The organism is Terrisporobacter othiniensis (genome assembly GCF_000808015.1).
GTDB lineage: Bacteria > Bacillota > Clostridia > Peptostreptococcales > Peptostreptococcaceae > Terrisporobacter > Terrisporobacter muris.
In genome coordinates this window covers 1-13,181 of record NZ_JWHR01000132.1, presented here as the reverse complement: position 1 = coordinate 13,181, position 13,181 = coordinate 1, and the positions used below count along the sequence as shown (strand labels likewise).

The window sequence follows — 13,181 nt, the reverse complement described above, 5'->3', positions numbered from 1 at the left end:
TATAAAAATTTCTATTATTAATAAAGGGGGGTAAATTTTTGATAGAATACGAAGTTTCTAGAGAAATCTATAATCCTTGTGCTGGCATATATGTTTTTGATGATAATTTTTTCTGCGAAGTGAAAACTGACAATATTGAAAAAACTATTTCAGAATGGATTGGTGGAAATATACCAAAATATGAAAAGAATACTTTTCCTGATGGCTCAGTAGAATATATATTAGATTTGCCAAGAAAAGTAAGATATACGTTTAATATTATATAATTAAAGTATTTAATTTTACATAACCTTAATATAATTTATTAGTACATAAAAATTCGCTTCGCTTGAGCGACGTGTCGGCGAAACATTTTAAGCCACTGCGTGGGCGCTACACTTTATGTCGCCAACGGCTTCGCCCGTTGCTCAAGTCACAATGTTGGAATTTATAATTTCCCCACAAACCAGATAAATTATAAGTTCCTTCAATATAAAAGACAAAGTTAAAATTATTAACTTTGTCTTTTTCTATGCATATAATTCTTCTGAATTCATTTTATCTTTTTTAAATTCTTTATATAAAAATAACCCAACTATAAACATGGCAAGGAAATCTGCTATTGGCTGAGATGTCCATCCACCTTTTAATCCATAAACCTTCGGAATTATAATTATTACTGGTATTAAAATAATCACTTATCTTAATAAACTTAAGAATATTGACTTCTTAGCTTCTCCTACTGATTGGAAATAAACTGATCCAAGTGCTGACACTCCTACAATAAGTAGAGTTATTAAATTTATGCTTATCCCCTCAAAAGCCATCACCATTAAAGTTTCATCCTTAGTAAATATACCTACAAAAACTTCTGGGAATAACTTAATTAGAATAAATCCTATGGTTAAAATTATTGTTCCATATAAAATTCCCAGAAACAAAGTTTGTCTAGCTCTCTTTCGTTGCTTTGCTCCATAATTATAAGCAATAATTGTTTGCATACCTTGGCTTAGACCAAATATAGGCATTAAAAACATTAATGATATTGATGTAACTGTTGTCATTGCGCCTATGGATAAATCTCCACCATAAATTTTTAATATCTTATTTGTAACTAAATGTATAGAACCTGCTGCTATCTCCATAAAAAATGGTGTCATTGCTATGGCTAATATTAATTTTATTAATTTATTATTTAGTCTTATATTTTTAAGTTTTAATTTTAAGTTTGATTTCCCTAAGGTAAAATAATATGTTGACCAAATAAATATAAATAATTGACAAATCACCGTACCTAAAGTAGCTCCTTTTATTCTCATATCAAATCCAAAAATAAATATTGGATCTAATATTAAATTAAGAATACATGAAGTTATCATCATTCTTGCAGCCAGCTTTGGATTACCTTCTTTTCTTATACAGCTATTAAGTGCAAATCCAGGTAAATTAAACCATGCTCCAGCAAATATTATACTCATATAATCTCTTGCATATTTTATGGTCTGATCACTTGCACCAAAAGCATAAAGTATTTTATCCAAGAAAAATATTCCTACTAAAACCATGATAATTCCCACAACCAATTCTAAAGCAACAGTACTACCCATTACTTTTTCTGCTTCTTCTTTATTTCCTTCTCCTAATTTAATAGATACATTAGTAATTCCACCTACTGCTATGGCAACACAAAATGCTCCCAATATGGTGAACAGTGGCATTGTAATTCCAAGCCCTGATATAGCTAAAGCTCCTACATTTTTCATAGATCCTATAAATGCTCTATCTACAGTGTTGTATAATGAAGTAACCATCATAGCAAGTATTGCAGATACTGAGTATCTTACCAATAGTTTACTTATACTTCCATTTCTTAATGCTTCTTGATTTTCCATTTAATCTCCTATTCTAGCATATCATAAGTTATACATACAGGTTTTTTACATCTAGGATCTTCCACTATCTCCGCATCTATGTTGAATAGTTCTTTAAGGTTTTCCTTAGTCATAACTTCATGCTCACTTCCCTCACAAGCTATCTTTCCTTTTTTGATTCCTATCATATGATGTGCAAATCTTGCTGCATTATTTAATTCATGTATAACCATGACAATTGTTGTCTTATGTTTTTCATTCAATTCTTGTAATAAATTTAATACTTCCAGCTGATGAGCTAAATCTAAATAAGTTATTGGCTCATCTAACACTAATATATCTGTCTGTTGAGCTAGAGCCATAGCTATCCAAGCTCTTTGCCTTTGGCCTCCAGATAAAGCTTCTATTGGTCTATCTCTAAACTCTTTTATTCCTGTAACTTCTAACGCCCAAGTTACTATGTCTTCGTCATCTTCTTTAAATTTTCTAAAGCCTTTCTGATGTGGAAATCTCCCGTAAGCTATTAGTTCTTCAACTGTAAGTCCCTTTGGTGCTTGTGGACTTTGAGGCAATACAGCCATAGTTTTAGCTAAATCCTTCGAACCTTGTTCCTTTATATTTTTTTCATTTATAAATATATCACCACTTTTAGGTGTTAGTATTCTTGCAATAGTTTTTAAAATACTAGACTTACCACAACCATTGACACCTATAATTGTTGTTATTTTGCCATTTGGTATTTCTAAGTTTAAGTCCTTTACTATATCTAAATTTCCATAGGTGCTATTATATTTCTACTTATGGTATCCCCAACTAATAAAATTAGAGTACCTATAAAAGCTGCAGTAGGAATTAATTTATTGTGTTTAGGTCCTACTAATTTTCTTGCTATATGAGAAGCAACAAGTCCTAAAAATCCTATACTTCCTGCTACAGAAGTTGCTACCCCTGATAACACAACTGCATATATTATTAATTTTCGTCTTTCTTTCTCTACTTCTATACCAAGTCCTGTAGCAACTTCATCACCTAAGTTTAAAGCATCTAAATATCTAGACTTATAAACTGTAAGAGCCATAAATATAAATGGTAAAATTGCTATTACATACTTCTAATTAGAACCCCATATACTTCCAGAAGTCCAGGCCATGACTCTGTTAAATTCTTACGTTGTAAATTTAAGTTGGAAAATTGTGAGTAATGAAGTAAAAGCTATACTAACTCCTATACCTATTAATAATAATCTAGATGGATTAATACCCTTATTCCAGGCCAATATATAAACTAAAAATGCTGCAAATAAGGCTCCAGTTAAGGCTACTATAGGCATTGTGAAAATAGTTAAATTACATACACCGTCATATACATTTCCATTCATAAAGTAAATATAGATTACTACAAAAAGCGCTGAACCTGAGTTTATTCCCAGTATACCTGAGTCCGCTAAATCATTTTTAGTAATACCTTGTAAAATTGTTCCTGCTGTAGCTAATGCCGTTCCAACTAATATAGCTATCACAATTCTAGGTAATCTTAATTTGAAAATAGCAATCTCATGGGCCTTAGACCCTTCCCTATAAAAGTTTTTATCACATCTAAAGGCTATATTAATAAAGAACCCATATTTAAACTAACTAGGAAAGTTATTAATATTAAAGTGATTAATATTCCTGTAACTAATAAAAATTTCTTATTCTTCATAACTTATTAACCTTCCTTTCTGACAAGATAAATAAATATTGGAACTCCAAATAGTGCTGTTAAAGATCCCATTGGTGTCTCATAAGGCTGGTTAATCATTCTAGCCATAATATCACTATATACTAATAAAACAGAACCAAATACCATGGATAATGGTATTATATATTTGTAATCTGCTCCTATGACTCCTCTGACTATTTGAGGTACTATAAGTCCTACAAATACTATATTTCCAGCTACTGAAACTGATACTACAGTAAGTGCTATTACTATTATTAAGGAAATAAATCTTACTAAGTTTGTTCTTTGCCCTAAACCTATAGCAACTTCTTCACCTAAACTTAAAATTGTTATTTTAGGTGCCATTATCATAGCTGCTACTAAACCTATTCCACCTATTATTAAAAGTAGATTAACTCCTTGCCATTTAGTAGATGTTAATCCTCCAGCTATCCAAAAACTTAATTCTTGCGACAAATTAAAATACATTGAAATCCCCATTGCTAAAGAAATTAATAAAGTTCCCATGGCAGTTCCAGCTAACGCTAATTTTACTGGATCTACTTTTCTAATACCTCTTGAACTTATAAAGTAAACAAATAATCCACTTATACTCGCTCCTAAAAAAGCAAATATCATACGCGAAAAGCTTCCAAGAACTAAGTTTGGATTAATTCTTCATAAAACTAAAGCTAGTGCTATCATAAATGTAGCCCCTTGGGTAATCCCCATTACTGATGGTTCAGTTATTGGGTTTCTAGTTATACCTTGCATTATTGCTCCCGATACGGATAAAAAACCTCCTACCAATGCAGCCGCTAGAATCCTTGGTATTCTCACATCCCGAATTATTTTTATATTTACATCATTTCCATCGGAAAAAATACTACTGATTATAGTTTGTAAATCTATATTTTTAGCACCAAGAGATATAGATACTGCTATTCCACCTATTAGAAGTACAAGTCCTGATATCATAACTAAAAGTGCTATTTTTTTCTTTTTATATTTGCCCATTACTTCTCCTCCTTTATAAAATTCGCTTCGCTCATAACGCCAATGATATGCCTTTGCTATGCTTCAGGCAAATCCATTGCTTAAAATTCTACTTCGCTCATTGCACTAATAATGCAATCTTGACTCAAATTAAAGTAGGTGAGGAAATTAAATTTTCTCCCCACCTACTTTAAACAGCGTCCTTAACAGACTCTAATATTAATTCTCTTCCTATTGGATTGTAAGCTTGAGAGAAGTATGGACTTGCATCTAAGATTGTTACATTTCCTTCTTTTACTGCTCTAATTTGAGACCAAACTGAGCTAGCTTCTAAATCAGCCTTATCCGCTTCTGTTCCTATTACTATTATATGGTCAGCATCTATTTCTGATAAACCTTCCATAGTAACAGTTGGTAGAGTTATACTATCTTGCTTTGGCATATTAGTTGGTTGTGGTAATTTCATATCTTCTTTTAAAACTGTTCCTATTCCACCTTCACTAAATACCATAAATGATCCTGAACTAGCTAAAACTGTTAAGTAAGTAGTATCTTCACCATTAGCTTCTTTTATTTCCTTACCTAATTTTTCAGCTTTTTCATAGTAAGCATTTAACCAATTTTTTACTTCATATTCTTGTCCAAATAACTTAGCAACATCTGTTAACTTAGCTTCCCAATCATTTGACTTATCTTCTAGCATTACTGTTGGATCTATTTCTTTTAGCTCATCATATATTTCCTCTTGTCTTGGCGCCATTATTATTAAATCTGGTTCAGCTGCAAGTATTGCTTCTATATCCATAGTTTCCATCATTGAGTGACCAACAACTTTTGTATTACCTAATGAATCCTTCATATATGATGGTACATTTTCTGTATCATAAGAATCTACGTTTGCTGTCCCTACTAAAGTATGACCTAGTAATAATAACTCTTCACTACTTCCTGATATATCTACTATTCTTTTTGAATCAGCAGGTATTTCTACTTCTCCTTTTATTGTCTCAACTACTCTTGTATCTGTATATTGTTGCTCTACTTCATTAGATGAACAACCTATTAATCCGAATGTTGTAAGTGCTAATGTTAACACTGATAATTCTTTAATCTTTTTCACGTCAATTTCTCCTTATCGTCTTCCGTATTAATTCTTATTAATCATTACAAATAATAATCATTATCATATTGTGAATTTATTATATCATTTATTTTTCTCAAAAAACATTATATTCGTTGTTATTACTTAGTTTCACGAGTTTTTCATAGATTTAAGAACAGTATAGTTTCCATACATATAAAAAATCCCCTATTTGGGGATTTTATTATACTAATATTTCATATATATCTGATAGTTCCAATTCAGTATTATAATTATTTATATCATATATTTTATAGTTAATATATCCATCATATCTATTTGGAAGTATTATTTTAAAAGTACTCCCTTCACCAACTTCACTTTCAACGCTAATGTATCCACCATGAAGGTCAATTATTGATTTTACTATACTTAAACCAATTCCACTACCTTCATTTTCTCTAGTCAATGACTTATCTGCTTGAACAAATCTTTCAAATATAGCAGCTTTATCACTTTTAGATATGCCTATTCCTTCATCTTTTATATTTATTTCTGCAAAATCATCATTAACATATATATTTACGTAAATATTTTTATTTTCTGGAGTAAATTTTATTGCATTTGAAAGTAAATTTAGCAATACTCTTTCCATCATAGATGGATCGCACTTTGTTATAAACTCTTCTTCATTTGTATCAAACTGTATATTTATTGACTTTAAATGAGCATAATTTACAACAGATAAAGTTACATCTTCTACTATAGAAATTAGATTATAATAATCGAACTTACCTTTTAATATTCCCGTTTCAATTTTTGATTAATCAACAACATTATTAATTAGTCTTAACATTCTTTTACAATTTACATGTAAAGTTCTTTTATATTTTGCATATACTTCTCTGAAGTCTTTCTCTGATTTTAATAGTGAAATATCTAAAAGCTGTATAGTGGAATAAAAAATATTAATTGGTGTCCTAAGTTCATGAGAAATATTAGACATAAATTCAGTTTTTTCTTTATTATATACCTTCATTTTCTCTAATTCTAATTCTTTATTTATTACCTGTGATATATCCAAATAAGTTACAGCATACTCTTTTTTATCACCTAAAGTTTCTATAACTTGAAGAGAGCAATCAATGGACATATTTCCATCTAAATTTTTAATTATCCCTCTCCATACTCCTTTAGTATTTAAGCTTTCCATAATTTCATTCTTATTATCTATACGACTCCTTGACAATGAAAAATATAACTTTAATCTTTTCGCATCCTCTGGTGAATATATTTCATAATATTCCATAAACTTCTTATTCCCGTATAGTATATCTCCATCTTCATTACAAATACACATAAAACTATGTTTATTATTATCTGCTAGATTATAAAAGAGACTTAAATTGTCATTTAGTATTTTAGTTCTATTTATATATAAATATAACTCGATAAAAGAACCTGCAATAACTATTAAAAATATTGTATATGTAATAGACACTGATGTTAACTTTACATAAAATGATGTGGTATTAACTGCATGTACAGCATAAATTGCTTTAATAGCTAACATAAAAATACTAGAAGCCAATACTACAAATATATATTCTTTTTCTTTTATACCTAAAATAAATAGTCCTTAGCTGATATGAGATAAATTGCCATTAAAAAATAGTTATATATTATAAAAAAGTCTGTACTGTGGAAAGATTGAAAAAAATTAATATTTTTTTCTACCACATCAAATACTATAGTGTATAAAATTACAAATAATATTGATATTTTCTTATTCTTTACAATGAGTGTCTGTATTTTACTTTTAGGAATTATTGCTATTATTAATAAAATCATCCTAAAGATAGATGCAGATACAGTAATATAACTAAATAAAGTATATTCTTCATAATAAAAACTAAGAAAATCTATCTGTCCAAATGCTATTCCTACAGATAATCCTAAATACATTAAAGCAATAATAAAAATGCTATCTTTTTTTAATCTATTATAAGAAATTAAACAACTGCCAAAAGCTAATAAAGATAGTATAGAGCTAAAACTTCTTATAAAAAATAAAGTCGACTCTAAGTAGGATTTTTCCGCTCCTATCTTTGAAAATATATTAAAAATGTAAATACAGGAAATTAATAATATAAAAAATATTATTATCTCAAATATTTTTTTTTCTTTTTCTATTAAATTTTTATCACTTATGATATTGTTAATCATAAATTTAATCCCCCTCCATACTATATAATCTATATATAAATCTTTGTTTCACTATTTTTGATAATATTATACAAATTATATAGTATCAAATTTTCATTAATAAATATAGCATTTATACAAATATGAGCGTTTAAAAATCCTAGTTATTTTTTCAAACTAAGATTTTTTATTATTCAATAAAAATATATTTATTTCTTCCATATTGTTTAGCTTCATAAAGAGCTTCATCTGCTTTTTTTATATAATCTTCATATTCTTTTGTTGTACCTATATGAGCTGTTGTTATACCCATGCTTAGTGTCAACCTATCGCTAACAGAAGAAAATTCGTGTTTAATATTTAAATGGTATATATTTTGCATTATATTATTAGCATTTTTCATTGCTTCTTTTTTATCTTTGTTTAACATTATAACTATAAATTCTTCACCACCATATCTTGCCACAAAATCACCTTTTTCACAAGAAGCGTTAATATATGATGCAACTAACATTAATACTTCATCTCCCTTTAAGTGACCATAATTATCATTATATAGTTTGAAAAAATCTATATCTATCATCATAAATGATATTGGCATTTTTGTTTCTTTATATAAAACCCAATTCCACGCCAAAAACTCATCTAATGCCCTTCTGTTTGCCATATTTGTCAAAGGATCTGTTACACTTAAGTTTTTAAACAATTTATTAAATCTATTTATTTCCTTATTTCTTTTATAAATATTAAAACTAAAAAAGGAAATTATTGTACATTCTACTCCTAATATGGTAAAAATATTTTGTCCCTTTTACCTATCTGTTCTAATTCAGATATTTTCTCTAAATTCTTTTTATTTTCAAATTGATTATATATATATTGAGAATATTCTTTATCTTTATCATTAAATAAATTTGACTTTAGTTCATTATTTTTTTCCAAATATTTAATTGTATTTTCATAATCTCCTAGTCCTTTATAATCTAAGTATATCTTATTATAGTCTTCTTCTAAATATGTTAAACCCCTTGTCTTGACTATATCTTCTGCTTCTTTATGATATTTTAATGCTAAACTATAATTTCCTAATTCGTAATATGCATCTCCATATTCCTCTAGTAGTTTTACATCAAAATCATAAAAACTAAATTCATCACATTTTTCATATCTTTTTTTTGATGTATCAAGTAATTTTATAGCTTCATTTACATTGCCTAGTTGAGTTTGTAAATCTGCCTTATTTCCATACGTATATGTAATACAATCTTCTTTATAAACTCCATTTTTTTGTTTTAAAATTTCTTCTTCTAGTTCTTTAAAACTATCCTTAGCTTTATCAAATTCTTCTAATTTAATATATGCTTCACATATATTCATCAGTGAGTAGCTTTTAATTTTAGCATCTTCATATTCATCTTCTAGGTTATAAGATAGTACTCTAGATAAATATACTAAGGCTTCTTCATAGTTTCCAGAGTATAAATAATCTATGCCTAAATCAGTAGATATAATTGCAATTTTTTCTTTTAAATTTTTAAAATCTACTATATTTAATGCCTCTAACTTAGCATCTATACTTTCTATAAACTTATCATCAGACCAATAAGTTCTTCCTAAATTAAAGTATACTTCTTCAATTTCTTCATAATTTATTTCTTTTGCTAACTCCAACGCTTCTGTTAATATTTGCACTGATTCATTACTACCATCCGGAATACAATAAATATCATATCCTCTTTTTACACCATACTTCACTGCTTCTTCTTTTTTATTATATTTAAAAGCTATTTCTTTTAATTTTTCAAAAGATTCACTTGATTTCTCGTATTCATTTTCATACAAATACATTCTACTTAATTCATAATATACTTGTGTTTTAATCTTAATATTTTTTATACTATTAATGTTATCTATTGCTTTATTATACAATCTTATAGCTTCTTTATTATTTTTTTCCAATGAATTTAAAAAACCTAAAATATAATAACATTCTGATAAAATTTTTTTATCTTTACATTTATTTATTGTTTTATTTACTTTTCTTTTTATTTCATCTTTTTCTTCATCACTAAAATCTCGAATATTATAATCTAAAACATATTTAATTATTTTGCTATAAGTCATTTTATCATTATTTACTTCATTTATGTTTTTATTATAAACCACACAATAAATAATCCCCAAGACTATAGTTATAAAAATTCCAATTACTAAAATAAGTTTTGTGTATTTCTTCATTCTACCCCCATAGTTATTATTCATCGCCCTAAATTGAGATTACTTTTACATGTGATCTTTCAATAATATTTGTAGATTCTATATCTGATACCCCTGGCAAGAGTATAACAAATTCATCTCCACCCCAACTAAACTTTTTACATATCCAAGTTCATCTATAATGAGTGTTTTAGTTGTCTCAAAAATTCTTTCACCAACTATTTCTTCTATATATAGTTGTTGTTTTTTTGAAATAACAATTTGATAATGTTCATAAGCTACATCCTCCTTCTGTGTTGTTCATATTAATGTAAATATACATACGTATTCTTTCCTTTAGCTTTTGCTTCATATAAAGCCTTATCTGCTTTTTGTATGTACTCATCATAATTTTTATTGGTTCCTATATAAGCTGTAGTGATACCCATACTAAGAGTTATTCTATCGCTAATTTTAGAATATTCATGAGTAATGTTAATATCATAGATATTTTTTCTTATTCTTTCTGCTAAATTTATTGAATCATTTTTATCTGTATTTAACATTATTACGATAAACTCTTCTCCGCCATACCTTGCTACAAAGTCTACATTTCGACATGAGTTTTTGATTCCCATAGCCACCATTTCAAGGACTTTGTCTCCTTTTAGGTGTCCATAATTATCATTATATAGTTTAAAAAAATCTAAATCGATCATCATAAAAGATATTGGCATCTTAGTTTTTTTATATAAATCCCAATTACCTGCCAAAAATTCATCTAGTGCTCTTCTATTCTGCACCTTTGTCACTGCATCAGTTACACTCAATTTTTTAAATAATTTATTCAATCTATTTATCTCTTTGTTTTGGTTATATATAAAATAAAGAAATATACTAATGATAATTATTGCACTACTAAGAACAGCAAACAACAATAACATTTTATTTCTAGATTCTTCTAATAGAGATATTTTCTCTAAGTTTTTTTCACTTTCAAATTCATTTATCAAATATTGAGAGTACTGTCTGTTTTTATCCTTTGATAATTCAGTTTTTAATTCTATATTCTTTTCTAGGTATAATATGGTATTGTCATAATCTCCCATACCTTTATAATCTAAATAAATCTTTTCATTATATATTTGTTCTAGATAAGATAAATCTCTTTCTATTACCAACTTTTCACCTTTTTTATGATTCTCTAATGCTTTTTCATAATTATTTAATTTGTAATATGCATCTCCATACTCTTCACATAGTCTTGCATCAAAATAATAAAAATTAAAGTTATTTCTTTTTTTGTATCTAGAGTTAGCCAGATTAAGCAACTTTATAGATTCTAAAGGATTCCCTAATTCTGTCTGTAAGTCTGCCTTATTTATATAAGCAATAGTAATGAAATCTTCTTTATTCATTCCATCCTCAATATTTTTTATATTATTGTCTAAGATTTCAATACTTTCTTTTGCACTATCATAATCTTCTAATTTTATATAACATTCAATAAGATTTAGTAAGGCATAACTTTTTATAATGGGCCATTTGCTTTCATCTTTTAATTTGTAAGATAAAACATGAGATAAATAAGTTTCTGCTTCATCATAATTACCAGAATAAAGATAATTTACTCCTATATCTATAGATATATTGGCCATTTTACTTTTAATATTTTTACCTCTTGCAATGCTTAGAGCCTCAAGTTTAGTGTTAATGCTTTCTACTAATCTATCCTCTTACCAATATGCTCGTCCTAGTTCAAAATAAACATCTTCGATATTGTCATAATTTATTTCCTTTGCTAATTCTAAAGCATCTTCTAGTATTTCCACTGCCTTGTTCTTTCCCTCTGCATAAAAAGAAATATCATGTGCTCTTAACAATGAGTATTTAACAATATCTTCTTTTTTCCCCTCATTTATACCTAATTCTTTTAAATCTTTAAATGCTTCTTCCGACTTAGTAAACTGTGATTCATTTAAATATTCTCTACTTAGCTCAAAATATGCTTTCATTCCACTTATCTCTGTAGAATTCTCTTTTAAAGTTTTTTTTCTATCACCTATAAAATATATACTCGTTCCAAATATTATTACTATTATTGAAAATAATAATATAAGCTTTTTTCCTTTTCCATTTTCCCCCCACATTTAATTATTCATTAATGCCAAAACTTTATGCTAAGACCATTACGTTTATATTATCTATAAGATTTACTATGTCTGGATCAAATTGTGTTCCCGGACATCTTTTTAAAGCTCAAGATTATACTTATTACCATTTTATCCAATTATAAATTATTTCTTGAATTTTTAATACAATCATGTTTATTGTAACATCTTTCCATTTATATAGTTGTAAGTTAATGATTTTTTACATATTTTTAAAATTATATTTAACTTTTTTCTTTCCAATAAAAAAGCCTCAAAATAGAGATTCTTATTCTCTAAATTTCAAGGCTTTTTCTACATTATTTTATATTCTTTTTCATTGTAATTAATATGTATTACATGACCATAATCTAACCTTATATTTGTTATTTCATCTATAGGTATATTTGCAATAAAACACATCATGGATTTTATAATACCGCTATGACAAATTATAACAATATTATCATTATAATTTGCTTTACTTAGTTTTTTAAGTATACATTTTGACCTTTCATAGCATTCTTGGAATGTTTCTCCATGTTTAATTCTAAACGTTGATATATTTTTTCCTCTATTTTTATATTCTTTGGCATATTTTTCTTTAATATATTCAAAAGATTTATTCTCCCACATCCCCATATTAATTTCCACAAGTTCATTTTCTATATAATAAGGTACATTTAAAATTGTGGATACAATTTCTGCAGATTTTTTACACCTTTTTAAATTACTAGTATATATTTTACTAATATTTTTATCCTTTAAAAATCTACCAACTGACTCAGCTTGTTTAATGCCTTTTTCATTCAAATTAATATCTGTTATTCCTATACATTTTTTTATATTATCTTCCCAATATAACTCTCCATGCCTAACTAAATAAATATTCATATCTCATCCTTCTAACTAAATAGAAATAATTTTTCTCTTTCCTTTATATAAATTAATATACTCATCTGTATATATTAGTGTTATGTGTATTTTTAATATTCCCATCTC

Annotated in this window: 13 protein-coding genes and 2 pseudogenes; 1 reads left to right on the top strand and 14 read right to left on the bottom strand. The window is 27.2% G+C overall.

Translation table 11 applies throughout. The features are described 5' to 3' along the window. Nucleotides 1-38: 38 nt before the first annotated feature. Nucleotides 39-266 (top strand): hypothetical protein, encoded by a 228-nt coding sequence (locus QX51_RS16435; RefSeq protein WP_039680984.1) that lies wholly within the window; start codon nt 39-41, stop codon nt 264-266. A gap of 243 nt (nt 267-509) precedes the next feature. On the opposite strand, the gene QX51_RS21610 is transcribed toward QX51_RS16435, so the two are convergent. The 14 genes and pseudogenes from QX51_RS21610 to QX51_RS16375 all read right to left on the bottom strand — a co-directional run bounded on the left by QX51_RS21610 (nt 510) and on the right by QX51_RS16375 (nt 13,073). After that, nucleotides 510-677, bottom strand: a complete 168-nt coding sequence (locus QX51_RS21610) for a hypothetical protein (RefSeq protein ID WP_257560740.1) — start codon at nt 675-677, stop codon at nt 510-512. After that, nucleotides 678-1,871, bottom strand: coding sequence for an MATE family efflux transporter (locus QX51_RS16430; RefSeq protein WP_330376098.1), 1,194 nt, complete (start codon nt 1,869-1,871; stop codon nt 678-680). It lies immediately after the preceding gene. Between the two features lie 8 nt (nt 1,872-1,879). Beyond that, on the bottom strand, nt 1,880-2,614 hold the full coding sequence (locus tag QX51_RS16425) for an ABC transporter ATP-binding protein (RefSeq protein WP_052233125.1): 735 nt from the start codon (nt 2,612-2,614) through the stop codon (nt 1,880-1,882). Nucleotides 2,615-2,616: 2 nt separating this feature from the next. Further along, a pseudogene (locus tag QX51_RS16420) lies at nt 2,617-3,372 on the bottom strand (FecCD family ABC transporter permease). Nucleotides 3,373-3,557: 185 nt separating this feature from the next. Beyond that, nucleotides 3,558-4,529: pseudogene (locus QX51_RS16415) on the bottom strand (FecCD family ABC transporter permease). 208 nt (nt 4,530-4,737) lie between these two features. After that, nucleotides 4,738-5,667, bottom strand: a complete 930-nt coding sequence (locus QX51_RS16410) for an ABC transporter substrate-binding protein (RefSeq protein ID WP_039680983.1) — start codon at nt 5,665-5,667, stop codon at nt 4,738-4,740. Between the two features lie 205 nt (nt 5,668-5,872). Further along, nucleotides 5,873-6,286, bottom strand: coding sequence for a sensor histidine kinase (locus tag QX51_RS19680; RefSeq protein WP_052233124.1), 414 nt, complete (start codon nt 6,284-6,286; stop codon nt 5,873-5,875). 165 nt (nt 6,287-6,451) lie between these two features. After that, nucleotides 6,452-7,201, bottom strand: coding sequence for a histidine kinase dimerization/phospho-acceptor domain-containing protein (locus QX51_RS19675; protein WP_052233123.1), 750 nt, complete (start codon nt 7,199-7,201; stop codon nt 6,452-6,454). A 50-nt stretch (nt 7,202-7,251) separates the two neighbouring features. After that, nucleotides 7,252-7,854 carry a hypothetical protein gene (locus QX51_RS16400; protein ID WP_039680982.1) on the bottom strand — a complete coding sequence of 201 codons (603 nt, stop codon included), beginning with the start codon at nt 7,852-7,854 and terminating at the stop codon, nt 7,252-7,254. 169 nt (nt 7,855-8,023) lie between these two features. Continuing rightward, nucleotides 8,024-8,500, bottom strand: coding sequence for a GGDEF domain-containing protein (locus QX51_RS16395; protein ID WP_139045015.1), 477 nt, complete (start codon nt 8,498-8,500; stop codon nt 8,024-8,026). 116 nt (nt 8,501-8,616) lie between these two features. Continuing rightward, nucleotides 8,617-10,071, bottom strand: coding sequence for a tetratricopeptide repeat protein (locus QX51_RS16390; protein ID WP_039680981.1), 1,455 nt, complete (start codon nt 10,069-10,071; stop codon nt 8,617-8,619). Between the two features lie 284 nt (nt 10,072-10,355). Then, nucleotides 10,356-11,687: a tetratricopeptide repeat-containing diguanylate cyclase gene (locus QX51_RS19670; RefSeq protein ID WP_052233121.1), complete on the bottom strand. Its 1,332-nt coding sequence runs from the start codon at nt 11,685-11,687 to the stop codon at nt 10,356-10,358. A 78-nt stretch (nt 11,688-11,765) separates the two neighbouring features. Next, entirely contained in the window at nt 11,766-12,179 is a 414-nt protein-coding gene (locus QX51_RS16380) for a hypothetical protein (protein WP_039680980.1), read from the bottom strand. Between the two features lie 315 nt (nt 12,180-12,494). After that, complete coding sequence (locus QX51_RS16375; RefSeq protein ID WP_039680979.1) at nt 12,495-13,073, bottom strand: histidine phosphatase family protein; 579 nt, start codon at nt 13,071-13,073, stop codon at nt 12,495-12,497. Nucleotides 13,074-13,181 lie beyond the last annotated feature (108 nt).

Bases quoted from the DNA above. Each gene is read 5' to 3' on its own strand.
- QX51_RS16430 (WP_330376098.1), bottom strand. From the start codon at position 1,871: ATGGAAAATCAAGAAGCATTAAGAAATGGAAGTATAAGTAAACTATTG.
- QX51_RS19680 (WP_052233124.1), bottom strand. From the start codon at position 6,286: ATGATGGAAAGAGTATTGCTAAATTTACTTTCAAATGCAATAAAATTT.
- QX51_RS19675 (WP_052233123.1), bottom strand. From the start codon at position 7,201: ATGTTAGCTATTAAAGCAATTTATGCTGTACATGCAGTTAATACCACA.
- QX51_RS16400 (WP_039680982.1), bottom strand. From the start codon at position 7,854: ATGATTAACAATATCATAAGTGATAAAAATTTAATAGAAAAAGAAAAA.
- QX51_RS16395 (WP_139045015.1), bottom strand. From the start codon at position 8,500: ATGGCAAACAGAAGGGCATTAGATGAGTTTTTGGCGTGGAATTGGGTT.
- QX51_RS16390 (WP_039680981.1), bottom strand. From the start codon at position 10,071: ATGAAGAAATACACAAAACTTATTTTAGTAATTGGAATTTTTATAACT.
- QX51_RS19670 (WP_052233121.1), bottom strand. From the start codon at position 11,687: ATGGCCAATATATCTATAGATATAGGAGTAAATTATCTTTATTCTGGT.
- QX51_RS16380 (WP_039680980.1), bottom strand. From the start codon at position 12,179: ATGTGGGGGGAAAATGGAAAAGGAAAAAAGCTTATATTATTATTTTCA.
- QX51_RS16375 (WP_039680979.1), bottom strand. From the start codon at position 13,073: ATGAATATTTATTTAGTTAGGCATGGAGAGTTATATTGGGAAGATAAT.